We start from the raw sequence: 22,994 nt of genomic DNA on the forward strand, positions 1-22,994 counted from the left end.
ACTCCACCCCGTCATCGGGCTGTCGGTGTGATCGCGCGCACGTTGCGTAACCACCCCGGGAGCGCTGCACTGAATCCATGCTGACGCGAATCGACCACATCGGAATCGCCTGTTTCGACCTCGACAAGACCGTCGAGTTCTACCGTGCCACCTACGGCTTCGAGGTGTTCCACTCCGAGGTCAACGAGGAGCAGGGCGTGCGCGAGGCCATGCTCAAGATCAACGAGACGTCCGACGGCGGCGCCTCCTACCTGCAGCTTCTGGAGCCGACCCGCGAGGACTCCACCGTCGCGAAGTGGCTGGCGAAGAACGGGGAGGGCGTCCACCACATCGCCTTCGGTACGGCGGACGTGGACGCCGAGTCCGCGGACATCCGCGACAAGGGCGTACGCGTGCTGTACGAAGAGCCCCGACGCGGTTCCATGGGGTCACGGATCACCTTCCTGCACCCCAAGGACTGCCATGGCGTACTGACAGAACTGGTCACTTCGGCGCCTGTTGAGTCACCTGAGCACTGACCCTCGTACATAGGGGCCGGTAGGGTTGGGTGCGGTCGCCGCTCAGCCAGGGTGACCGCGGTCCCGCCGTGCGACGGCAGGACCACCGGGGTCCGGGTTTCGGGGGAAGAGCGTCGGGGCAGCAGCCTCTGCTCCGCCGATGATCTGACACCATTCCCCGGGGGCCCCGTTCGGCGGATGGACGGAGCTCGTTCGGAAAGAGTTGCGACCAGGGGACGGATGGGACCGCGCAGTGCGGGGCTACGAGAGCCAGGAGCGAGAGCCGGCGGCTGACGTCGACCACCTCTCTCGGTTCGAAGCCGAGATGAAGCGGCTGAAGACCGAACGGGAAAAGGCGATCCAGCACGCCGAGGACCTCGGCTACCAGGTCGAGGTGCTGCGCGCCAAGCTGCACGAGGCGCGGCGCACCATCATGTCCCGGCCCTCCTTCGACGGGGGCGACATCGGCTGGCAGGCCGAGCAGTTGCTGCGCAACGCGCAGATGCAGGCCGACCAGATCCGCGCGGACGCCGACCGCGAGCTGAGCGAGGCCCGGGCCCAGACCCAGCGGATCCTCCAGGAGCACGCCGAGCAGGCGGCCCGCCTCCAGGCGGAGCTGCACCAGGAGGCGGTGACCCGCCGCCAGCAACTGGACCAGGAGCTGGCCGAGCGCCGCCAGACGGTCGAGTCGCACGTCAACGAGAACGTGGCGTGGGCCGAGCAGCTGCGCGCCCGCACCGAGCAGCAGGCCCGCCGGCTGCTGGAGGAGTCCCGCGCCGAGGCCGAGCAGGCCCTGGCCACCGCCCGCGCGGAGGCCGAGCGGCTGACGACCGAGGCCCGGCAGCGGCTGACGGGCGCGGCCGAGGAGGCCCGCGCCGAGGCCGAGCAGATCCTGCGCCGCGCCCGCACGGACGCCGAGCGCCTGCTCAACGCCGCCTCCACACAGGCCCAGGAGGCCACCGACCACGCCGAGCAGCTGCGGACGTCCACCGCCTCGGAGTCGGAGTCGGCGCGCCGCCGGGCCCAGGAGCTGAGCAAGGCCGCCGAGCAGCGGATGGCCGAGGCCGAGGAGGCGCTGCGCAAGGCGCAGGCCGAGTCGGAGAAGCTGGTCGCGGAGGCCAAGGAGGCCGCCGCCAAGGCCCTGGCGAGCGCCGAGGCCGCCAACGAGACACGCACGCGCACGGCCAAGGAGCAGGTCGCCCGGCTGGTCGAGGAGGCCACGAAGGAGGCCGAGAGCACCAAGTCCGAGGCGGAGCAGATCGTCGCGGACGCCCGTGCCGAGGCCGAGAAGATCGTCACCGAGGCCGCCGAGAAGGCCCGCACGCTCACCGCCGAGGAGACCGCGACCCAGCTGTCCAAGGCGGCCCGGACGGCCGAGGAGGTCCTCACCAAGGCGTCGGAGGACGCCAAGAAGACCACCAAGGCCGCCGCCGAGGAGGCTGAGCGGATCCGCAAGGAGGCCGAGGCCGAGGCGGACCGGCTGCGCGCCGAGGCGCACGACATCGCCGAGCAGCTCAAGGGCGCGGCGAAGGACGACACCAAGGAGTACCGCGCCAAGACGGTCGAGCTGCAGGAGGAGGCCCGCCGGCTGCGCGGCGAGGCCGAGCAGCTGCGGGCGGACGCCGTCGAAGAGGGCGAGAAGATCCGCGCCGAGGCCCGCAAGGAGGCCGTGGCGCAGATCGAGGAGGCGGCGAAGTCCGCCGAGGAACTGCTCGCCAAGGCCAAGGCGGACGCGGACGAGCTGCGCACGACCGCCCAGACGGACAGCGAGAAGGTCCGCACCGAGGCGATCGAGCGGGCGACGACCCTGCGCCGGCAGGCCGAGGAGACCCTCCAGCGCACCCGGCAGGAGGCCGAGCGGCACCGCGAGGAGGTCATCGAGCAGGCCGAGGCCCTCAAGGCGGAGGCCGAGCGCGCGGCGCGGGAGCTGCAGGAGGAGACCGAGCGGGCCATGGAGGCCCGCCGCGCGGAGGCCGCCGAGGAGCTGACGCGGCTCCAGACGGACGCCGAGGAGCGGCTGGCCGCGGCCGAGCAGGCCCTGTCGGACGCCCGTGAGGAGGCCGCGCGGATCCGCCGCGAGGCCGCCGAGGAGAACGAACGGCTGCGCGCCGAGGCCGCCGAGCGGATCCGTACGCTCCAGCAGCAGGCCGAGGCGGAGGCCGAGCGGCTGCGCGACGAGGCCGCGTCGGACGCGTCCGCGGCCCGTGCCGAGGGCGAGGCCGTCGCCGTACGCCTGCGGTCGGAGGCCGCGAGCGAGGCCGAGCGGCTGAAGTCGGAGGCGCAGGAGAGCGCCGACCGGATGCGCGCGGAGGCGCAGGCGGCCGCCGAGCGGCTCGGCGCGGAGGCGTCCGAGACGCTGGCCGCCGCCCAGGAGGAGGCCAACCGGCGCCGCCGCGAGGCCGAGGAACTCCTCGGCAGCGCCCGGCAGGAGGCCGACCAGGAGCGCGAGCGGGCCCGCGAGCAGAGCGAGGAACTGCTGGCCTCGGCGCGCAAGCGCGTGGAGGAGGCGCAGACCGAGGCCGTCCGGCTGGTCGAGGAGGCCGACCGGCGCGCCACGGAGATGGTGTCCGCGGCCGAGCAGCACGCGCAGCAGGTCCGGGACTCCGTCGCGGGGCTGCACGAGCAGGCGCAGGAGGAGATCGCCGGGCTGCGCTCCGCCGCCGAGCACGCGGCGGACCGTACGCGGCGGGAGGCGCAGGAGGAGGCGGACCGGGTCCGTTCCGACGCCTACGCCGAGCGGGAGCGGGCGAGCGAGGACGCCGGCCGGCTGCGCCGTGAGGCCCATGAGGAGTCCGAGGCCGCCAAGGCGCTCGCCGAGCGGACGATGTCCGAGGCGATCGCGGAGGCGGAGCGGATCCGCACGGAGGTCGCCGAGCACGCCCAGCGGGTGCGCACGGAGGCGTCGGACACCATCGCCGAGGCCGAGCAGAGCGCCGCGCGCACCCGGGCGGACGCCCGCGAGGACGCCAACCGCATCCGCTCGGACGCGGCGACGCAGGCGGACACCCTCATCACCGAGGCGCGCAACGAGGCGGAGCGGCTCACCACCGAGACGGTCCAGGAGACCGACCGGCTGCGGATGGAGACGGTCACCGAGGCCGAGCGGGTCCGTACGGAGGCCCTCTCCGAGGCCGAGCGGGTCCGTTCCGAGGCGGCGGCGGAGGCCGAGCGGCTGCGGGCCGAGTCGGTCGCCAAGGCCGACCAGCTGATCGGGGAGGCCACCGGCGAGGCGGAGCGGCTGCGCGCCGAGGCCGCCGAGACGGTCGGCTCCGCGCAGCAGCACGCCGAGCGGGTCCGCTCCGAGGCCGAGCGCGTCAAGGCCGACGCGGAGGCGGAGGCGGAGCGGCTCGTCGCGTCCGCGCGCGAGGAAACCGACCGGACGCTGGACGAGGCCCGCAAGGACGCCAACAAGCGGCGCTCCGAGGCGGCCGAGCAGGTCGACAAGCTCATCTCGGAGACCACGGCCGAGGCGGACAAGCTGCTGACCGAGGCGCAGCAGCAGGCGCACAAGACCACCGCGGAGGCCGAGGCGCAGGCCGACACGATGGTGGGCGCGGCCCGTACGGAGGCCGACCGGCTCGTGTCCGAGGCGACGGTCGAGGGCAACTCCCTGGTGGAGAAGGCCCGGACGGACGCGGACGAGCTGCTGGTCGGCGCGCGCCGGGACGCCACGCAGATTAGGGAGCGCGCCGAGGAGCTGCGCGACCGCATCACCTCGGAGATCGAGGAGCTGCACGAGCGGGCCCGCCGCGAGTCCGCCGAGACGATGAAGTCGGCGGGCGACCGCTGCGACGCGCTCGTCAAGGCGGCCGAGGAGCAGCTCGCGAAGGCGCAGGCGAAGGCCAAGGAGATCGTGTCGGAGGCCAACTCCGAGGCGGGCAAGGTCCGGATCGCCGCCGTGAAGAAGGCCGAGGGCCTGCTCAAGGAGGCCGAGCAGAAGAAGACCACGCTGATCCGGGAGGCCGAGGAGCTCAAGGCCGAGGCGATCCGCGAGGCCAAGCGCACGGTCGAGGAGGGCAAGCGCGAGCTGGAGGTCCTGGTCCGCCGCCGGGAGGACATCAACGCCGAGATCTCCCGTGTCCAGGACGTCCTGGAGGCGTTGGAGTCCTTCGAGGCCCCGTCCGCGTCCAAGGACAGCGGAGTCAAGGCAGGTGCAACCGTCGGCGCACCCCGTTCGGGTGGCAAGTCCTCGGATAGCTAGCGAACCGGGGCGAATCCGGTGTGTGCTGGGGCCTTTGACCAAGTCTTTGGCAAGCAGTCCTGCGGTCCGCCACCCAAAAGGGGTCTCATTTTGCAGACCAAACGCGCATCCGCTCGATGACACACCGTTTCGGCCCCTAGGATTCCACCTATCACCTCACCGGTCTCATTCGACAGGAACCCCATGAGCGACACTTCCCCCTACGGCTTCGAGCTTGTGCGGCGTGGGTACGACCGCGCTCAGGTGGACGAACGTATCTCCAAGCTCGTCTCCGACCGTGACAGCGCTCTCGCCCGCATCACCGCTCTGGAAAAGCGCATCGAGGAGCTCCACCTCGAGACGCAGAACGCCCAGGCCCAGATCAGCGACGCCGAGCCGTCGTACGCGGGTCTCGGCGCGCGCGTGGAGAAGATCCTCCGCCTCGCCGAGGAAGAGGCGAAGGACCTGCGCGAGGAGGCCCGGCGCGCGGCGGAGCAGCACCGCGAGCTCGCCGAGTCGGCGGCCCAGCAGGTGCGCAACGACGCCGAGTCGTACTCCGCGGAGCGCAAGGCCAAGGCCGAGGACGAGGGCCTGCGGATCGTCGAGAAGGCCAAGAGTGACGCCGCGCAGCTGCGGGCCGAGGCGCAGAAGGACGCGCAGTCCAAGCGCGAGGAGGCGGACGCCCTCTTCGAGGAGACCCGCGCCAAGGCCGCGCAGGCCGCCGCCGACTTCGAGACGAACCTCGCCAAGCGCCGCGAGCAGTCCGAGCGCGACCTGGCCTCCCGTCAGGCCAAGGCCGAGAAGCGCCTCGCCGAGATCGAGCACCGCGCCGAGCAGCTCCGCCTCGAGGCGGAGAAGCTGCGCACGGACGCCGAGCGCCGCGCCCGCCAGACGGTGGAGACGGCCCAGCGCCAGGCCGAGGACATCGTGGCCGACGCCAACGCCAAGGCCGACCGCATCCGTTCGGAATCCGAGCGCGAGCTGGCCGCCCTCACCAACCGCCGCGACTCCATCAACGCGCAGCTGACGAACGTCCGCGAGATGCTCGCGACGCTCACGGGCGCCGCGGTGGCCGCCGCCGGCACGCCGGCCGAGGACGAGCCGATCTCCCGTGGGGTTCCGGCCCAGCAGTCCCGGTAACAGCCCGGCATACGGAGTCTGAATCTCCGCAAAGCCCTCTGCCGCTCGGGTGGCAGAGGGCTTTGTCCCGTTCTAGCGTGGCGGGCATGATTGAGCTGGAGGGGCTGACCAAGCGGTACGGCGAGAAGGTGGCGGTCAACAACCTGTCCTTCACCGTCAGACCGGGCATCGTCACCGGTTTCCTCGGGCCGAACGGCGCGGGGAAGTCCACGACCATGCGGATGATCCTGGGTCTCGACCACCCGACCGCCGGCGACGTCCGGATCGACGGCAAGCACTACCAGCAGCTGAAGGACCCGCTGACGTACATCGGCGCCCTGCTGGAGGCCAAGGCCTGGCACGGCGGGCGCAGCGCCTACAACCACCTGCTGTGCCTCGCGCAGAGCAACGGCATCCCGAGGCAGCGGGTGGGCGAGGTGCTGGAGACGGTCGGGCTGACGTCGGTCGCGAAGAAGAAGACCAAGGGCTTCTCGATGGGCATGGGGCAGCGGCTCGGCATCGCGGCCGCGCTCCTCGGCGATCCGCGGATCCTGATGTTCGACGAGCCGGTCAACGGCCTCGACCCCGAGGGCATCCACTGGATCCGCACCCTGATGAAGTCGCTGGCCGCGCAGGGCCGGACCGTGTTCGTCTCCTCCCATCTGATGAGCGAGATGGCGCTGACGGCCGACCACCTCGTCGTCATCGGGCAGGGGCGGCTCCTCGCGGACACCTCCATGTCCGACTTCATCGCGCGCAACTCGCGGTCGTACGTCCGGGTGCGCAGCCCGCAGCGGGAGCGGCTGCTCGACGTGCTGCACCAGGCGGGGGTGGTCGCCGTCGAGAGCGGCGAGGGCGTGCTGGAGGTGGACGGCGACAAGGCCGAGCACGTCGGCGAGCTGGCGGCGCAGCACGGGATCACGCTGCACGAGCTGAGCCCGCAACAGGCCTCGCTGGAAGAGGCGTTCATGCGGCTGACGGCGGAGTCGGTGGAGTACCACGCACACAGCGGGACGAGCGCCGCGCCGCCACCGCAGCAGTGGGGCGACGGCTGGGGGAGGAACTGAGCATGGCGGTGACCCAGGTCGTACGGTCGGAGTGGACCAAGATCCGGTCGGTGGCGTCCACGGTGTGGACACTCTCGCTGGTGGTGGTCGTGACGGTCGCGCTCGGCATGCTGATCTCGGCCCTGTCGAAGAACGAGTTCGACTCCATGGGCGCGCAGCAGCGGGCGGAGTTCGACCCGACGTTCATCAGCTTCGCCGGGATGAGTCTCGGCCAGCTCGCGATGATCGTGTTCGGGGTGCTGGTAGTGTCGAACGAGTACAGCACCGGCATGATCCGCACCTCGCTGGCCGCCGTGCCGCAGCGCGGCTCCTTCCTGTTCAGCAAGATCGCGGTGGCCACCGCGCTCGCCCTCCTGGTCGGCCTCGTCACCAGCTTCGCCGCCTTCTTCCTGGGGCAGGCGATGCTGGGTGAGCACCGGGCGGAGATCGGCGACCCGGGGGTGCTGCGGGCCGTGTTCGGCGGCGGCCTCTACATGGCCCTGATCGCGATGTTCTCCATGGGCGTCGCCGCGATGCTGCGCTCGCCGATGCTGTCGCTGGGCATCCTGATGCCGTTCTTCTTCCTGATCTCCAACATCCTCGGGAACGTCGACGCGACGAAGAAGGTCGGCCGGTTCCTGCCCGACCAGGCCGGCAGCAGGATCATGCAGGTGGTCCCGCCCCTCGACGACGACACGCCGTACGGGCCGTGGGGCGGCCTCGGGATCATGGGGCTGTGGGTGCTCGCGGCGCTCGTCGGCGGCTATGTGCTGCTGAAGAAACGGGATGCCTAGGGGCGCAGGCTTGGCGTGACCTTTTACCTGCTCTTGGGCGGAACCGTCAGCGCCTCGATATCCTCCTAACCCTTACGGGGGCGTGTGCCCCGCTGTCCTGAACCTTGCGATGGGTGCGGAGCATGATCGAAGCAGTCGGCCTGACGAAGCGCTACGGCGACAAGACCGCTGTGTACAACCTTTCCTTCCAGGTGCGTCCCGGCGCCGTCACGGGCTTCCTCGGGCCGAACGGCTCGGGCAAGTCGACGACGATGCGGATGATCCTCGGGCTGGACAACCCCACCAGCGGTCACGTCACGATCGGCGGCTATCCGTACCGCAGGCTGCCCAACGCCCCCCGCCAGGTCGGCGCGCTGCTGGACGCCAAGGCGGTGCACGGCGGCCGCGCCGCCCGCAACCACCTGCTGTGCCTGGCCCAGCTGTCGGGCATCCCGGCGCGGCGGGTGGACGAGGTGCTCGGGGTCGTCGGGCTGCAGGACGTGGCCAGGAAGCGGTCCAAGGGCTTCTCCCTCGGCATGGGGCAGCGGCTCGGCATCGCCGCGGCGCTGCTCGGCGACCCGCAGGTGCTGCTGTTCGACGAGCCGGTCAACGGGCTCGACCCCGAGGGCATCCTCTGGGTGCGCAACCTGATGAAGGCGCTCGCGGCGGAGGGCCGTACGGTCTTCGTCTCCTCCCACCTGATGAGCGAGATGGCGCTGACCGCCGACCACCTCATCGTCATCGGGCGCGGGCAGTTGCTCGCCGACATGAGCGTGACGGACTTCATCTCCGCGAACTCCGCCGACTTCGCGCGCGTCCGGACGCCCGACACCGAGCCGCAGCAGCGCGAGAAGCTGTCGGCCGCGCTCACCGAGTCGGGCGGTCACGTGCTGCCCGAGCAGGACGGCGCGCTGCGGGTGACGGGGCTGCCGCTCCCCCGCATCAGCGACATCGCGCACGACCACGACGTACGGCTGTGGGAGCTGTCGCCGCACCAGGCCTCGCTGGAGGAGGCGTACATGCGGATGACGCAGGGCGCCGTCGACTACCGCTCCACCATCGACCAGAAGGAAGGGCTCCAGCAGCCGCTGCCGCCCGGCGCGCAGCCGCCGATGCCGGTGCCGGGCCAGGGCCAGCCCGGCTGGTACGCCCCGCCGCCGCCCCAGCAGGGCGGGCAGCCGTTCCCGATGCCACCGCAGAGCGCCCCGGGCCAGGCCCCGGCGGGCCCGTACGGCACCCCCGGGACCCCGGGCGCCCCGGCCGCCTCCGGCACGGCCACCCCCAACCCGTACGCCCAGCCTGCGCCTCAGGCACCGCAGGGCACCGCGCAGGCCGCACGGCAGGCACAGCAGGCCCCCGCGCAGCCCGCGCCCCAGGCGGCGCAGGGCGCCGCCCAGCCCGCGCCCAAGGCGTCCCAGGCACCGCAGCCGCCCGCGCAACCCGCGCCGCAGCCCCCCGCGTCCCAGCCGGGCGCCGCACCGGCGTCCGCCGGCCCCGTCCAGCCCGCCGCGGCGCCCGCCGCCGCCCCGACCTCCGATCTGACCAAGCCCGAGGACGCCCGATGAGCAGCCCCCAGCCCCAGATGCCGCAGGCCGCGCCCGCCTGGCATGCGGCGCCCGGTTCCGCCCCGTACGCCGGCGGCCCCGGCTACACCTCGCCGATCCCGGTCGTGCGCACGCACCTCGGGCACGCCATCGCCTCCGAGTGGACGAAGATCCGGTCGGTGCGCTCCACGATGTGGACGCTCGGCGTGTTCGTCCTGCTCGTCGTCGGCATCGGCACGCTGACCGGCGTGGTGGTGGCCGACTCCGACCCGGCCCTGGACGGCGACAGCCCGCTCGGCCTGGGCTTCTTCGGTCTGCTGCTCGGCAGCATGTGCATCATCACGCTGGGCGTGCTGACCACGGCCTCGGAGTACGGCACGGGCATGGTCCGCACCACGATGGTGGCGTGCCCGAGCCGCGGCCGGGTGCTGACCGCGAAGGCCGTGGTGTTCTTCCTGGTCGCGTTCGTGGTGACGCTGGTGTCCGCGTCCCTCGTCGCCTTCCTGCACGTGGCGATGCTGGAGGGAAGCGGCGCCAAGGACCCCTCCGGCGGGGAGTGGCTCAAGGGCACGGTCGGCATCGCGGCCTACGTCGCGCTGCTGGGCCTGCTCTCGCTCGCCGTCGGCTCGATCATCCGGCACTCGGCGGGCGCCATCACCATCATGATCGGCGCCGTGCTCGCCCCGCTGGTGATCGCGCTGTTCATGTTCTCCCAGTCGCTGGAGGACGTCCGTCAGGCCCTGTTCGAGTACTCCATCCCGAACCAGCTGAGCGTCTTCTACGCCAACTCCCTCAGCCAGTCCGGCCCGTCCGGCTGGGATCCGCTGTGGATCATCCTCGGCGCGACGGCCGTCGCGTTCGCCGTCGCCTTCGCCCTGCTGGAGAAGCGGGACGTCTGAGTTCCCTCGGAATCTGTTCCGTCAGAATCTGGGCGCGTTACGGGACCGCCGCACCCCGGGGGTGCGGCGGTCCCGCGCGTTCCAGCAGGCCTTGTGCCAGTGCCGGCGGTCGTCGACGCCCGCGTGCTCCGACCACGCCACCACGTGCGGCACCCCGTCCGGGATCAGCTGGTCGCAGCCGGGGCAGCGGTACGACTTGCCCTGCGCGCTCGCGCCGGCCACGTGCCGCACGCTCCAGTTCTCGCCCTGCCAGTTCTCCGAGGACTGCCAGCCGCCGTAGCGGGGGCGGTCGTCCTCGGCGCTCCGGCCGGACGAAGCGGCGCCCTTGGGTCGGTTGCGACGCGGGGACACGGGACACCTCTCGGGGCTATACAGGAAGCTCGGGCCGCGTCCAGCCTACGCGGCGCGGTCGGGGGTACGCGTACGGCACCAATCGCCACAAGTCCCGCTCGGGGCGAGGCGGGCGCTCCCCCCGGGCTCCCGGCGGAGCACCCCATTCTGCAGACAATCCGCAAAATACTCCGCCCGGCCGTGTCCTCGGCACGTGTCAGACGGTTATGCGCTGTAGGGGGAGCTCCGTGTCGGAGCCAAGGAAGCAGGAAAGCAATGCGCGTTGGAAGTTTCGTGTTGGCGGCCCAGTTCCCCGGTCAGGGCGAGGGAGAGGCGCTGCACCGCGCGGTCCGCTCGGCCGAGGTGGCCGAGGAGGCCGGGCTCGACACGGTCTGGCTGGCCGAGCACCACTTCGTGCCGTACGGCACGTGCCCGTCGGCCATCACCCTGGCCGCCCTGCTGCTGGGCCGCACCCGCCGCATCCGGGTCGGCACGGCGGTCAGCGTGCTGCCCACCACCCACCCCGTGACCGTCGGCGAACAGGCCGCGCTGCTGCACCACACGAGCGGCGGCCGTTTCACGCTCGGGGTCGGACGCGGCGGCCCCTGGGTCGACCTGGAGGTGTTCGGCGCGGGCCTGGAGGCGTACGAGCAGGGGTTCCCGGAGTCCCTGGACGTCCTGCTGCGCTGGCTGCGCGATGCGTCCGTGTCGGCGGACGGGGAGCGTTTCCGCTTCCGTGAAGTCCCGGTGGTGCCGCGGCCGTCGGAGGCCCTGACGGAGGTCGAGGGGCCCGAGCTCGTCGTCGCCTGCACCTCGCCGGCGAGCGTGCGCCTGGCGGCCGAGCGCGGGCTGTCGATGCTGCTCGGGATGCACGTGGGGGACGAGGAGAAGGCCGAGATGGTCGCGCTGTGGCGGCGGCACGCGCGGGCGTGCGGCCGGTCGCCGGAGGAGATCCGCGGCGCGTCCCATGTGTCGGCCGGCGTCTGCCAGATCGCGGACAAGCGGGTCGACGCGGCGGAGACGCTGATGAAGGCGATGCCGGGCTGGCTGAAGCAGGGCCTGGAGGCGCATGTCACGGTCGACGGGCGCACGCGCCGGATGCGCGACCCGCTGGCGTACACCGAACTGCTCTGCGGGCTGCACCCGGTGGGCACCCCGCGGCTGTGCGCCGACCGGCTGGCGGCGACCAGCGAGCGAACGGGCATCTCCCGCTTCGCCCTGCTCGTCGAGGGCTCCGGGGACCTGGCGGCGACCGAGGAGAACGTGCGACGGCTGGGCGCCGAGGTGCTGCCCCAACTCGTCTGAGGGCGGGATGGATTCCTGGGGGCTTGCCGCTCCGGTACAGAACTGCACCTCCCGCGTACGGAGCGGCAAGCAAGCGGCGCCGCGTCAGCAGTCCCGGAACTCGGGCGACTGGTTCAGCACCTGGCTGCGGACCGAGGTGAAACGGCCCAGCGTCTCGTCCACCGAGGAGTCAAGCGGGAACACGGCCACCCGGTGGCAGTTCTGGAAGGCCAGCCGCACACCGAAGTGCCGTTGCAGCGCGCCGCGTATCGCGTCACTCGCAAGCGCACGCAGCAGCTGGCCGCGTGCCTGCTCGTCCGGCGGAGGCGTCTGGTTGTCGGCGAAAGCGCCGCCGTCCACCTTCAGCTGGGCCACCAGGGAGCTGATCATCTCCCACGCATAGGGCAGGGAGGTCCGGACGCAGTCGACGAATTCCGCTTCGTCGACCTCGCCTCGCTCGGCCTGTTCGAGTAGGGCCGGTGAGACGTCGAGCGACATGAGTTCTCCTCTCGCACCCCCAACGAGCAGGGGTTGCCTGACAGATGAGGGAGCCCACGACACCGGACACGCTGCGTACACGCGCCGCGACCTCCCGTTCATACGGTAAGCAACCGACGGTGACGGCACCAGGAGAATGCGCAGATGAGGCACTCCCGGTGTGCACACCATGCACACAATCGGCCATTACCGAACACGTGTTTTCCAGGGCGAATCGCGTCGACAGGCGCCCGTCGAGTAGCGTTGCCGACCATGCGTCTCGTCATTGCCCGCTGCTCCGTCGACTACGCCGGGCGGCTCACCGCCCACCTTCCCTCGGCCCCGCGCCTGATCCTGGTGAAGGCGGACGGCAGCGTCTCGATCCACGCCGACGACCGGGCCTACAAGCCCCTGAACTGGATGTCGCCGCCCTGCACGCTGAAGGAGGGCACCGGCGAGGAAGAGGGCGTCTGGACCGTCGTCAACAAGGCGGGCGAGAAGCTCATCATCACGATGGAAGAAGTCCTCCACGACTCCTCGCACGAACTGGGCGTCGACCCCGGCCTGATCAAGGACGGCGTGGAAGCGCACCTGCAGGAGCTGCTCGCCGACCGCATCGAGACACTGGGCGAGGGCTACACGCTCATCCGCCGCGAGTACCCGACGGCCATCGGGCCGGTCGACATCCTGTGCCGGGACGCCGACGGCAAGACCGTCGCGGTGGAGATCAAGCGGCGCGGTGAGATCGACGGCGTGGAGCAGCTGACGCGCTACCTGGAGCTGCTGAACCGCGATCCCCATCTCGCCCCGGTGCGCGGCATCTTCGCGGCCCAGGAGATCAAGCCCCAGGCCCGCGTCCTCGCGACCGACCGGGGCATCGGCTGCCAGGTCCTCGACTACGACGCGCTGCGCGGCATCGAGGACGACAAGCTGCGGCTGTTCTGACAGCGCCCCCTGTTCGTCTACCGCCGCCGCGGCACTCGGCCGCGGCGGCGGGCTTATCAGATCACCGGATCCGAACTGCTCTGCGACGCACTCGCGGTGGTGCTCGTGGGCGTGGTCGGCGCCGGGCCGCTGGCCGAGTCCGAGGTGGACGGACTGGTCGTCGGCGGGGTCGTCGTCGGCGAGGGCTGGCCGGTGTCCGTGGGTGTCGGAGTCGGCGAGGACGGCGGCGGACTCGACGGCGGCTTGGTCGGCGAGGACGGCGGCTTGGACGTCGGCGGCTTGGTCGGCGAGGACGGCGGCTTCGACGACGTCGGAGGCTTCGACGGCGATGCCGAGTCGCTCGGGTCCGCCGAACCGCTCGGAGAGCCCGTGGGCGTCGGATCGTCCGACGTGCCGAGCGTGCCGTCCGGGCCCGGGTCGGTCGGGCGGCCGGTCGCCGCGCCGGTGTCGCCGTTGCTGTCGTTCACCGGCCGGTCGGCGCCCAGGCTGCCGCCGCCCGCGCCCTCGCTGGCCGAGGGATTGACCCCGACCTGCTCGGAGGGTGCGCCCGGGTCGTTGTCGGAGGTGGCGCCGAGCGTCACCACCGTGCCGAGCACGGCGACGAGCAGGGCACCCGCTCCGGCGGCCACGAGATTGCGGCGGGCCAGGCCCTTGAGGCCGCCCCGGGCCTTGCGCGAGGGCGCGGGTGAGCTGCGGTGGGTGACCAGGGCCGGGGAGGACGGCTGCTGGAGCGTCGGGAAGGCCGCCGGGACACCGCCGGGCGGGGACGCCGACTCCTCGTACCTGGCGTCGGGCACCTCCTCCCCCGCGGTCGGCCCGAGCCCGATCGGCGTGCCCGAGCGGTCGGCGACCAGGGCGAGGGCGCGGCGGCCCGCGACGGTGCCGCGCTTGTCGGAGAGGGCGCCGCGCAGGCCGATGGAGGTCTCCAGTTCGGCGCGGGCACGGTCGAGCTGTCCACCGCACAGCGCGAGGATGCCGAGCTCGTGGTGGAAGTAGGCCTCTTCGGCGACGTCCCCGGCGAGTCCGGCGGCCTCGGCGCCGGACCGCAGGGCCCGTTCCCAGGCGCTCCAGTGCAGTCCGGCGGCGAACGCGGGCGAGGCGGTGCGGGCCAGGTGCACGGCCGCGTTCTCCTCGCCCTCGGCGGGCGGCCGGGCGACCGGCCCGAGGACGGCCAGCGCGGCGAGGAGTGCGTCGGCCTCGGCGCACACGCGCTCCGGGGTGACCGAGGGGTGCCCGGCCCACCAGGAGTAGTGCTGGGCGGCGCTGCGGGCGGTGGCCTCGGCTTCGTCGGCGTATCCGGCGGCCTCCAGCTGCGCCGGCACGCCCGCGGCGAGCCGGTAGCGGGACCCGACCGGGGAGACCAGTCCGCAGGCGGCCAGTTCGCCGAGCGCGGCGTCCGCGTGGGTGTCGCCGACCAGGGCGGGCAGATGCGCCTGGTGCGGGACCTCGCCGCCGAGGGCGACGGCGAACCGCAGGGTGGCGCGGGCGGAGGCGCTCAGCCGGGAGGCGAGCAGCGGTGCCGGTGCCGCGGCCTCCCCCAGCGAGGGCAGCGGCACCTCGTCGCCGGTGGTGTCGTACGCGTCGGCCGGGGGCGCGTCCGCGAAGACGCCGAACTCGTCGACGGCGCTCTCCCCGGCGCGCAGCCGGTCGCGCTGCCGCAGCAGGGCCCCGGCCTGCACGAAACGCAGCGGCAGGCCCTCGGACTCGAACCAGAGGTCGCCCGCCCAGTTGGACTCCTCCTCGGTGAGGGGCCGGCCGACGGCGTGCTCCAGCAGGTCGAGTCCCGCCGCGCGGTCCAGGCCGCCGAGGGCGACCTCCTCGACGGCGGCCTCGGTGGAGGGGGCCGGCACGTCCGGGGTGGCGCCGAGCAGGAAGGCGCACTCGGGGGTGGCCTCCAGCAGCTCGTCGAGCGCGGCACCGCCGAACTCCAGGTCGTCCAGGACGACGACCGCGCCGACCTCACGCAGGCAGGAGAGCAGTTCCTCCTTGTCCGGGCGGTGCAGGGGGGAGTTGTACACCGCGTAGAAGAGGTCGTGCAGCAGGTCGTCACAGGAGCGGCCGAAGCCGTTGAGCCGGACGACGCCGTCGGGGGCGAGGTCGGAGCAGTCGTCGGCGACGAGGTCGAGGAGCCGGGTGCGGCCGGAGCCGGCCGGGCCGGTGAGGCGGACGGAACGGCCGCGGGCGAGCAGGCGCACCAGGCGCTCGCGTTCGTCCTGGCGGGCCAGCAGCGGCAGGGCGGGCAGCGCGGGGCCGGGCGGGACGGGCGGCCGGGAGGCGCGCGCGGCCTCGGCGCGCTCGGCCGTGGTGAGCTTCGCGGGCCGGGCGGGCCGCTCGGTGGGCGGGCAGACTTCTATCTCACTGCCGTCGACGGGGTTGACGGTCAGCAGGAAGTCGCCGGAGACGAGCTGCACCGTGCGGGCGAGCGCGGGCGCGTGCTGTCCGAAGTCGGGTGCGAGGGAGTCCCGGGGCGGGCGCTGGCGCGGCCCCTGGCCGTCGCCCTCGTGGCCGTACTCCTCGGGTCCCCGGGTGTTCGGGTCCATAGGTCAAGCCCCCCAAAAGCGTGTGTGTGCCTGGAAAAGCCCCTCCCGGCCTTGCTGCACACCGCGCTGTCGCTTCTGGTCCGGGCCCGCTCGAAGGGTGGCAAGGCAGCGGGCAGCCGAACCCTAAACCTTCGCACAGTATCTACGACAGTCCGGGGTACCGCGCCGTCCGTAACGTCACGGTCTCGTGAGGATTGTGCGCGTCGCACGATTCGATGACGTCCGTCCGGGTCTCCCCGGTCGCCCGGTTCACACCCGTACACGGCGTCACACGCGAGGTAGCGTCTCCACCCCGATGCCCCCCTCGATCGCCAGGATCCGGTGCAGGCGGGTGGCCACCAGCAGGCGCTGCATCTGCGGCGGTACGCCGCGCAGCACCAGGCGCCGGCCGCAGCGGCCGGCCCGCCGGTGGGCCCCCATGATCACGCCCAGTCCGGTGGCGTCCCAGGAGTCCAGTTCGGACAGATCCAGCACCAGGTCGCCGACTCCGTCGTCGACGGCCGAGTGCAGGACCGTACGGGCGTCCGCCGCGCTCCGGACGTCGAGGCGGCCCCCGACGAACAGCTCGGCGTGGTCGCCCCTGATGTGCATATGCGCTCCCCGTGCGTGCGTCTCGTGCTCCGCGTTCTGATGCCGGTGATGCAACCTCTGACTGTGTGGAGGACGCAGAGGTTGCTTCTTGTAAGCGAACCGATACCGAATTCACCCCGGGGTGTGATGACCCCGGGGCGTGTGCGGTTTCAGTGCTTGTAGAAGCCCTGCCCGCTCTTGCGTCCGATGTCACCGGCGTCAACCATCCGGCGCATCGACTCGGGAGCCGCGAACTTCTCGTCCTGGGACTCGGTGTAGATGTTGCTCGTGGCGTGCAGCAGGATGTCGACGCCCGTGAGGTCCGCCGTCGCGAGCGGGCCCATGGCGTGGCCGAAGCCGAGCTTGCAGGCGAGGTCGATGTCCTCGGCGCTGGCCACGCCCGACTCGTGCAGCTTCGCCGCCTCGACGACGAGGGCGCAGATGAGACGGGTCGTCACGAAGCCGGCCACGTCGCGGTTGACGACGATGCAGGTCTTGCCGACCGACTCGGCGAACTCCCGGGCCTTGGCGAGGGTTTCGTCGCTGGTCTTGTAGCCGCGGACGAGTTCGCACAGCTGCATCATGGGCACCGGCGAGAAGAAGTGCGTGCCGACGACCCGCTCGGGACGCTCCGTCGCGGCCGCGATCTTGGTGATCGGGATGGCGGAGGTGTTGGAGGCGAGGACCGCCTCGTCCTTCACGATCTTGTCGAGCGCGCGGAAGATCTCGTGCTTGACTTCCAGCTTCTCGAACACGGCCTCGACGACGACGTCCGCGTCGGCCGCGGCGTCGAGGTCGGTGGTCGCGGTGATCCGGGCGAGGGCGGCGTCGGCGTCGTGTGCCTCCAGCTTGCCCTTGGCGACGAACTTGTCGTACGACGCCTTGATGCCGTCGATGCCCCGCTTGAGCGCTTCGTCGGTGACGTCGCGCAGGACGACGTCCCAGCCCGCCTGTGCGGAGACCTGGGCGATGCCGGATCCCATGAGGCCGGCTCCGATGACGGCGAGCTTCCCTGCCACTGTGCGACTCCCCTGACGCGCTGCTATGTCTGCTTCTCGGGCGGACACTAGCGGTCGTGAGGGCCCGTGTGACCAGTAAGTAATGCGCGTCACGTCTCACATGACGGACATCACACCGGCAGGTGTCATTCCGCGCCTCGGACGGCGTAGTTGAGCACCTTCTCGCTCAACAGCTCCTCGATGTCGTCCAGCAGGACGAGCATCTCCCGGGACACTTCGTCCGGGTTGCGCCCCTGGGTCATCTCACGGCCGATGGAGACGAAGACGGTGCCGTGGACCCAGCAGATCTGACCGGCGATCAGCCTCGGCAGCGGGTCGCCGGCACCGGCGCCGGTCTCCTCGCGGAGGGTCGTCTCCAGGTTGTCCTGGACCTGCTGCTGGATGCGCCACAGCCGGGAGCGCAGCGGCGGCGCCTCGTCGATGCAGCGCATGAAGCGGTCGTAGCCCTCGATGAGGCCCATCCGGGGGGAGACGGCCTCGATCTCGGCGCGCAGTTCCCGCAGCACCGCCCGGGCGGCCGACTCCCCCGGGTCACGGCCGCGCACCCAGCGGGAGAGGCGGTCGACGACTCCCTGGGAGCGGTCGAAGAAGAGGTCCTCCTTGGCCGGGAAGTAGTTGTAGACGGTGTTGACGGAGACGTCGGCCGCGTCGGCCACGTCCGCGATCGTCACCGCCATGAAGCCGCGCTCCAGGAACAGCCCGGTGGCGATGTCCGAGATGCGCTGCCTGGTCTCGCGCTTCTTCCGCTCCCTGAGTCCCTCTGCCATACCCGAATCCTAGCTAGCTTGGGGCGACTGAAAACTTGGGGTCATTGCAAAATTTAAGAGACTCTGTTTTTCTGGGGTCATGACCATCATCAGTACGGCCGGTCTGGCCCGGACCTTCCAGACCAAGCAGGGCCCCGTGGAGGCCGTGCGCGGCATCGACCTGACCGTCCGCCGGGGCGAGATCCTCGGCTTCCTCGGCCCGAACGGGGCCGGCAAGACCACGACCCTGCGGATGCTGACGACCCTGCTGGCACCGACCGGCGGCGCCGCCACCGTCGCGGGCCGCGACCTGGCGACCGACCCGGCCGGAGTACGGCGGGCCTGCGGCTACGTGGCGCAGTCCGGCGGGGTCGACCCGCAGATCAGCGTGCGCGAGGAGCTGGTCACCCAGGGGCGCCTGTACCGGCTGACCAGGGCGCGGGCCGCCGAGCGCGCCGAGGAGCTGGCCCGCGACCTCGGGCTCACCGAGCTGCTCGACCGCAAGTGCGGCGCGCTCTCCGGCGGGCAGCGGCGCCGGCTGGACATCGCCATGGCGCTCACCCACCGCCCGGAGGTGCTGTTCCTCGACGAGCCGACGACCGGCCTCGACCCGGCCAGCCGCGCCGACCTGTGGGACCTGGTCCGGCGCCTGCGCGACGAGCACGGCACGACGGTCTTCCTGACCACCCACTACCTCGACGAGGCCGACGCCCTCTCCGACCGGCTGGTCGTCGTCGACCGGGGCGTGGTCGTCGCCGAGGGCACGCCGAGCGCGCTGAAGCTGCGCTATGGCGGCTCGATCGACGCCACGCTCCAGGACACGTTCCTCGCCATCACCGGCCGCAGCGCCGCACCCACCGACCAGACCCCCGTCGCCGTATAGGACCGCCATGCTGTTGCACGACACCGCCCTCATCTACGGCCGCTATCTGCGCCAGTCCCTGCGGTCCCGCTTCGCGCTGCTGTTCGGCGTGCTGATGCCGCTCCTCTATCTCCTCTTCTTCGGTCCGCTGCTGACCGACCTGCCGCTCGGCGAGCGGGGCAGCTCCTGGCAGGTGCTCGTCCCCGGGCTGCTGTGCCAACTCGGCCTCTTCGGAGCCTCCTTCGCGGGGTTCGCGATCATCATCGAGAAGGGGCAGGGCGTGGTCGAGCGGATGCGCGTCACCCCGGTGAGCCGACTGGCCCTGCTGCTCGGCCGGGTGCTGCGGGACGCCACGGTGTTCGTCTTCCAGGCCGTGCTGCTGGTGCTGGCGGCGGTGGCGATGGGCCTGCGGGCACCGCTCGCCGGCGTCCTGATCGGTTTCGGCTTCGTCGCCCTGCTCACGGTGTCGCTGGCCGCGCTGTCGTACGCGCTGGCGATGCGGATGAACACCCCGCAGACCTTCGGCCCGGCGATCAACGCGCTGACCATGCCGTCGATGCTGCTGTCCGGCCTGATGCTGCCGATGACCCTGGGCCCGGCCTGGCTGGACGTGCTGTCGCACTTCATGCCGTTCCGCTATCTGGTGGACGCGGTACGGGACGCTTACGTGGGCACGTACGCGAGCGCGCACATGCTGTACGGCGTCCTCGTGGCCGTCGCCTTCGCCGCCCTGTCCGTGACGGTCGGCACACGCGTGTTCCGAACGGCCGGGGCATAACTACGCTGGCCGTATGGTCAATCTGACGCGCATCTACACCAGGACCGGCGACCAGGGCACGACCGCCCTCGGCGACATGAGCCGGGTCGCCAAGACCGACCTGCGGATCGCCGCGTACGCCGACGCCAACGAGGCGAACGCGGTGATCGGCACGGCGATCGCCCTCGGCCGCCTGGACGAGGAGATCGTCAAGGTCCTCACCCGCGTCCAGAACGACCTGTTCGACGTGGGCGCGGACCTGTCGACGCCGGTGGTGGAGAACCCGGAGTTCCCGCCGCTGCGGGTCGAGCAGTTCTACATCGACCGGCTGGAGGCGGACTGCGACCGCTTCAACGAGCAGTTGGAGAAGCTCCGCTCCTTCATCCTCCCGGGCGGCACGCCGGGCGCGGCCCTGCTCCATCAGGCCTGCACGGTCGTACGCCGGGCGGAACGCTCGACGTGGGCGGCCCTGGAGACCCACGGCGAGACGATGAACCCCCTCACGGCCACCTACCTCAACCGCCTCTCCGACCTCCTGTTCATCCTCGCGAGGACGGCGAACAAGGGGGCCGGAGACGTGCTGTGGGTGCCGGGCGGGGAGCGCTAGGCCTTTCGCCGCGCCCCCTGCCACAACCCGGTGGCGGCCAGCACACCGCCGACGCACATCAGCACCACGCCCACCTTCGTGAGGGTGAGGACGGGGATCTCGACGTCACCGGTGAACAGCCACAGTCCGAGGCCGATCACGAAGGTGACGACACCTTCCACCAGGTTCCCGCGCGCCTTGCTCATCGGTGCACCTTCTCCTTCTCGAACGCCACCTCGGACTCCCCGGCGGGGGCCTTCCGCGGCCAGATCAGATAACTCAGCGCGACCAGTCCGTGGATCCCGGCCGCACGCCAGGCCACATAGCGCCAGCTCTCCAGGGAGGTCACGCGGCTCGGGTCGTCCACGTACCAGATCGCGAGCTGGAGGAGCCCGGTCGCGACGGCGGCGCCCACCACCGTGCCCATCCAGACCTTGCCCTCGTGGCGGGCCCGGGGCATGCCGTACTGCGGCGGCTTCCGGGGCGGCGGGGCCCCGCCGAAGCGGTGGGCGGCGTGCCCGTCGAGCCACTTCACGGTGCGGTGGCCGTGGCCGACGGTGTAGCCGATGTACAGCGCCGCCAGCCCGTGCGTCCAGTTCGGATCCGCGCCGTTCTTCAGGTCCAGCGCGGTGGCGACCAGCAGGACGACCTCCAGCAGCGGCTCGCACAGCAGCAGCGCCAGCCCCGTGCGCGGCATGCGCAGCAGGTAGCGGAAGGCCAGTCCGGCGGCCAGCAGCACCCAGAAGCCGATCTCACAGGCGGCGATCAAGGCGACGATCACGGTTCGCTCCTCTCGGTCACCCTTCCAGGCTCCCGGTCGGCGCGGCCGGAATCGTCGTCGCGACTGACGAACCCTCGGTACATCGAAAGATGCACTCCAGGACCCGTCGCGGGAATCAGGCGCGGGGCGCGAGGGCCGTGTTGGATGGTGCCATGGCCGTACCACTCCCCCGCCCAAGCCGCTTCGACGTCTCCGTCGCGCTGGGCGGGCTGCTCGGCGGGCTGCTCCTGTGGGGGGTCGGCCTGGCCACCCGCCCGCACACCGAGCCGTACGTGCTGCTGCCCGGGCGCTGGCCCCTGCTGCTGCCGCTGGTCGTCATGGCGGGCTGCGAACTGCTGCGCCGCGGCGCGCCCCGCACCGCCCTGCTGATCGGCACGCCCGCGCTGGTGCTGGACCTCGTCACCCAGGGCAACCTGGTCACGATCCTGATGTACACCGACCTGATGTACGCGGCTGTCCTGTACGGACCGCCCGCCTCGGCCCACCGCATCCCGCGGATCACCGGGCTGCTCTCGCTGGCCGGGGCCGTGGTGCCGTTCGCGGTCTGGCGCGAGCCCGAAGCGCTGCTCATCGGCGTGGTCACCGGCCTGGTCACCTTCGGGCCCGCCGCGACCGGCCTGATCGTCCGCAACCACCGCGACGCCGCCGAGGCGGCCCGGCTGCGCGCCGAGCAGACCGCGCTGCTCGCCGAGATGGACCGCACCCAGGCCGTCACCGCCGAGCGCGCCCGGATGGCCCGCGAACTGCACGACATGGTCGCCAACCACCTCTCCGCGATCGCCATCCACTCCACGGCCGCGCTCTCCCTGGACGACCCGAAGACCTCCCAGGAGGCCCTGGTGGTCATCCGTGAGAACAGCGTGGAGGGGCTCGCGGAGATGCGGCGCCTGATCGGCATCCTGCGCGACTCCAGCGGTGACACCGAGCCGGTCGCGGCGCCCACCCTGGACGGACTCGGCGCCCTGGTCGAGGGTGCGCGCACCAACGGCCTCGACGTCACCCTGGACGCCGAGCCGGCCGCGGTCCCGGCGCCCGTGGAACTCGCCGCCTACCGCATCGTCCAGGAGTCCCTGACCAACGCCCTCAAGCACGCCGGTCCCGGCCGGGTCGCCGTGTCCGTCGCCCAGCGGGACGGGCTGCTGACCGTGTCGGTGACCAGCCCTTACGGTGACCGGGACGGGCCCACCGCCCCCGGCTCAGGCGCCGGTCTGGTCGGCATGCGGGAACGCGCCGCGCTGCTGGACGGCACGTTCGAGGCCGGCCCCGAGGACTCGCCGGACGGCAAGATCTGGGTCGTATGCGCGACCCTGCCCGTGACCGAAGGAGAACCCGAATGATCCGCGTCCTGGTCGCCGAGGACCAGTCCGCCGTCCGCGCCGGCCTGGTCCTCATCCTGCGCAGCGCGCCCGACATCGAGGTGGTCGGCGAGGCGGCGGACGGTGAGCAGGCGGTGGCGCTGGCCCGCGAACTGCGGCCCGACCTGGTGCTGATGGACATTCAGATGCCGCGCCTGGACGGGGTGTCGGCGACCCGGCAGGTCGTCGCGGAACGGCTCGCGGACGTGCTCGTGCTGACCACCTTCGATCTCGACGAGTACGTCTTCGGGGCGCTGCGGGCGGGCGCGTCCGGTTTCCTGCTCAAGAACACCGAGGCGAGGGAGCTGCTGGAGGCCGTGCGGACGGTGGCGCGCGGGGAGGGGCTGATCGCCCCGGCCGTCACCCGGCGGCTGATCGCGGAGTTCGCCGCGAAGCCCGCGCGGGAGCCCGCGGCCGACCCGGCCGTGCTGGACCGGCTGACCCGGCGCGAGCGCGAGGTGCTGTCCTGCCTGGGCGAGGGCCTGTCCAACGCGGGCATCGCCGAGCGGCTGGAGATGGCCGAGGCGACCGTGAAGACCCACGTCAGCCGCCTGTTGGCGAAGCTGGAGCTGCGCAGCCGGGTGCAAGCGGCGGTGCTGGCGCAGGAGTTGGGGATCTGACCCGAGTCGGACGTAGTGGTCCAGACCTATTGACCGGTGGTCCAGACCTTCCTATTCTCACCGC

Annotated in this window: 22 protein-coding genes; 14 read left to right on the forward strand and 8 right to left on the reverse strand. The window is 72.0% G+C overall.

Going from position 1 to position 22,994, the window contains the following annotated elements; all coding sequences use genetic code 11:
- Window positions 1-77 precede the first annotated feature (77 nt).
- The 7 genes from mce to ABZ386_RS23145 all read left to right on the forward strand — a co-directional run bounded on the left by mce (window position 78) and on the right by ABZ386_RS23145 (window position 10,058).
- Entirely contained in the window at window positions 78-518 is a 441-nt protein-coding gene (gene mce, locus ABZ386_RS23115; RefSeq protein ID WP_094055890.1) for a methylmalonyl-CoA epimerase, read from the forward strand.
- A 232-nt stretch (window positions 519-750) separates the two neighbouring features.
- Window positions 751-4,698: a polarized growth protein Scy gene (gene scy / locus ABZ386_RS23120; RefSeq protein ID WP_358965706.1), complete on the forward strand. Its 3,948-nt coding sequence runs from the start codon at window positions 751-753 to the stop codon at window positions 4,696-4,698.
- Between the two features lie 183 nt (window positions 4,699-4,881).
- A complete protein-coding gene (locus ABZ386_RS23125; RefSeq protein WP_010040099.1) occupies window positions 4,882-5,817 on the forward strand; it encodes a cellulose-binding protein in 936 nt (311 codons plus the stop codon).
- A gap of 86 nt (window positions 5,818-5,903) precedes the next feature.
- On the forward strand, window positions 5,904-6,863 hold the full coding sequence (locus tag ABZ386_RS23130) for an ABC transporter ATP-binding protein (protein ID WP_351342502.1): 960 nt from the start codon (window positions 5,904-5,906) through the stop codon (window positions 6,861-6,863).
- 2 nt (window positions 6,864-6,865) lie between these two features.
- The gene (locus tag ABZ386_RS23135) at window positions 6,866-7,636 is read left to right on the forward strand and encodes an ABC transporter permease (RefSeq protein WP_351342500.1); all 771 of its coding nucleotides are present in this window, start codon (window positions 6,866-6,868) and stop codon (window positions 7,634-7,636) included.
- A gap of 122 nt (window positions 7,637-7,758) precedes the next feature.
- A complete protein-coding gene (locus ABZ386_RS23140; RefSeq protein ID WP_351342497.1) occupies window positions 7,759-9,180 on the forward strand; it encodes an ATP-binding cassette domain-containing protein in 1,422 nt (473 codons plus the stop codon).
- Window positions 9,177-10,058, forward strand: a complete 882-nt coding sequence (locus ABZ386_RS23145; RefSeq protein WP_351342495.1) for an ABC transporter permease subunit — start codon at window positions 9,177-9,179, stop codon at window positions 10,056-10,058. Before ABZ386_RS23140 ends, ABZ386_RS23145 begins: the two co-directional genes overlap by 4 nt.
- Before the next feature lie 21 nt (window positions 10,059-10,079).
- On the opposite strand, the gene ABZ386_RS23150 is transcribed toward ABZ386_RS23145, so the two are convergent.
- On the reverse strand, window positions 10,080-10,409 hold the full coding sequence (locus tag ABZ386_RS23150) for an ATP/GTP-binding protein (RefSeq protein ID WP_358965708.1): 330 nt from the start codon (window positions 10,407-10,409) through the stop codon (window positions 10,080-10,082).
- Window positions 10,410-10,664: 255 nt separating this feature from the next.
- Here ABZ386_RS23150 and ABZ386_RS23155 point away from each other — a divergent pair, with 255 nt between their 5' ends.
- Window positions 10,665-11,693: an LLM class flavin-dependent oxidoreductase gene (locus tag ABZ386_RS23155; RefSeq protein ID WP_351342493.1), complete on the forward strand. Its 1,029-nt coding sequence runs from the start codon at window positions 10,665-10,667 to the stop codon at window positions 11,691-11,693.
- 84 nt (window positions 11,694-11,777) lie between these two features.
- On the opposite strand, the gene ABZ386_RS23160 is transcribed toward ABZ386_RS23155, so the two are convergent.
- Window positions 11,778-12,170 (reverse strand): SCO5389 family protein, encoded by a 393-nt coding sequence (locus ABZ386_RS23160; RefSeq protein ID WP_010040113.1) that lies wholly within the window; start codon window positions 12,168-12,170, stop codon window positions 11,778-11,780.
- Between the two features lie 252 nt (window positions 12,171-12,422).
- Between ABZ386_RS23160 and nucS the strand changes: the two genes are divergently transcribed.
- Window positions 12,423-13,094, forward strand: a complete 672-nt coding sequence (nucS, locus tag ABZ386_RS23165) for an endonuclease NucS (protein WP_198678284.1) — start codon at window positions 12,423-12,425, stop codon at window positions 13,092-13,094.
- A gap of 56 nt (window positions 13,095-13,150) precedes the next feature.
- On the opposite strand, the gene ABZ386_RS23170 is transcribed toward nucS, so the two are convergent.
- The 4 genes from ABZ386_RS23170 to ABZ386_RS23185 all read right to left on the reverse strand — a co-directional run bounded on the left by ABZ386_RS23170 (window position 13,151) and on the right by ABZ386_RS23185 (window position 17,990).
- Window positions 13,151-15,634 (reverse strand): ATP-binding protein, encoded by a 2,484-nt coding sequence (locus ABZ386_RS23170; RefSeq protein WP_358965709.1) that lies wholly within the window; start codon window positions 15,632-15,634, stop codon window positions 13,151-13,153.
- Window positions 15,635-15,901: 267 nt separating this feature from the next.
- A complete protein-coding gene (locus ABZ386_RS23175; RefSeq protein ID WP_358965711.1) occupies window positions 15,902-16,225 on the reverse strand; it encodes an STAS domain-containing protein in 324 nt (107 codons plus the stop codon).
- Between the two features lie 149 nt (window positions 16,226-16,374).
- On the reverse strand, window positions 16,375-17,223 hold the full coding sequence (locus ABZ386_RS23180; RefSeq protein WP_358965713.1) for a 3-hydroxyacyl-CoA dehydrogenase family protein: 849 nt from the start codon (window positions 17,221-17,223) through the stop codon (window positions 16,375-16,377).
- Window positions 17,224-17,348: 125 nt separating this feature from the next.
- Complete coding sequence (locus ABZ386_RS23185) at window positions 17,349-17,990, reverse strand: TetR/AcrR family transcriptional regulator (RefSeq protein ID WP_114255335.1); 642 nt, start codon at window positions 17,988-17,990, stop codon at window positions 17,349-17,351.
- 79 nt (window positions 17,991-18,069) lie between these two features.
- Here ABZ386_RS23185 and ABZ386_RS23190 point away from each other — a divergent pair, with 79 nt between their 5' ends.
- Genes ABZ386_RS23190 through ABZ386_RS23200 form a run of 3 tightly spaced genes read left to right on the forward strand, consistent with a single transcriptional unit; the run spans window position 18,070 to window position 20,195 of the window.
- Window positions 18,070-18,852 (forward strand): ATP-binding cassette domain-containing protein, encoded by a 783-nt coding sequence (locus ABZ386_RS23190; protein ID WP_355718425.1) that lies wholly within the window; start codon window positions 18,070-18,072, stop codon window positions 18,850-18,852.
- 7 nt (window positions 18,853-18,859) lie between these two features.
- Entirely contained in the window at window positions 18,860-19,609 is a 750-nt protein-coding gene (locus ABZ386_RS23195) for an ABC transporter permease (RefSeq protein ID WP_351342483.1), read from the forward strand.
- A 13-nt stretch (window positions 19,610-19,622) separates the two neighbouring features.
- Complete coding sequence (locus tag ABZ386_RS23200) at window positions 19,623-20,195, forward strand: cob(I)yrinic acid a,c-diamide adenosyltransferase (protein ID WP_358965714.1); 573 nt, start codon at window positions 19,623-19,625, stop codon at window positions 20,193-20,195.
- On the opposite strand, the gene ABZ386_RS23205 is transcribed toward ABZ386_RS23200, so the two are convergent.
- Together ABZ386_RS23205 and ABZ386_RS23210 are read right to left on the reverse strand one after the other, a co-directional pair.
- Window positions 20,192-20,380, reverse strand: a complete 189-nt coding sequence (locus ABZ386_RS23205; RefSeq protein ID WP_358965716.1) for a DUF5708 family protein — start codon at window positions 20,378-20,380, stop codon at window positions 20,192-20,194. The genes ABZ386_RS23200 and ABZ386_RS23205 overlap by 4 nt on opposite strands.
- Complete coding sequence (locus ABZ386_RS23210; RefSeq protein ID WP_114255330.1) at window positions 20,377-20,955, reverse strand: hypothetical protein; 579 nt, start codon at window positions 20,953-20,955, stop codon at window positions 20,377-20,379. The genes ABZ386_RS23205 and ABZ386_RS23210 overlap by 4 nt, the downstream gene beginning before the upstream one ends.
- Window positions 20,956-21,107: 152 nt before the next feature.
- Here ABZ386_RS23210 and ABZ386_RS23215 point away from each other — a divergent pair, with 152 nt between their 5' ends.
- Together ABZ386_RS23215 and ABZ386_RS23220 are read left to right on the forward strand one after the other, a co-directional pair.
- Window positions 21,108-22,292 (forward strand): histidine kinase, encoded by a 1,185-nt coding sequence (locus tag ABZ386_RS23215; protein WP_358965717.1) that lies wholly within the window; start codon window positions 21,108-21,110, stop codon window positions 22,290-22,292.
- A complete protein-coding gene (locus tag ABZ386_RS23220) occupies window positions 22,289-22,930 on the forward strand; it encodes a response regulator transcription factor (protein WP_114255328.1) in 642 nt (213 codons plus the stop codon). Before ABZ386_RS23215 ends, ABZ386_RS23220 begins: the two co-directional genes overlap by 4 nt.
- The last annotated feature ends 64 nt before the right edge of the window (window positions 22,931-22,994 follow it).

The sequence above is a fragment of the Streptomyces sp. NPDC006140 genome, assembly GCF_040628815.1.
Lineage (GTDB): Bacteria > Actinomycetota > Actinomycetes > Streptomycetales > Streptomycetaceae > Streptomyces.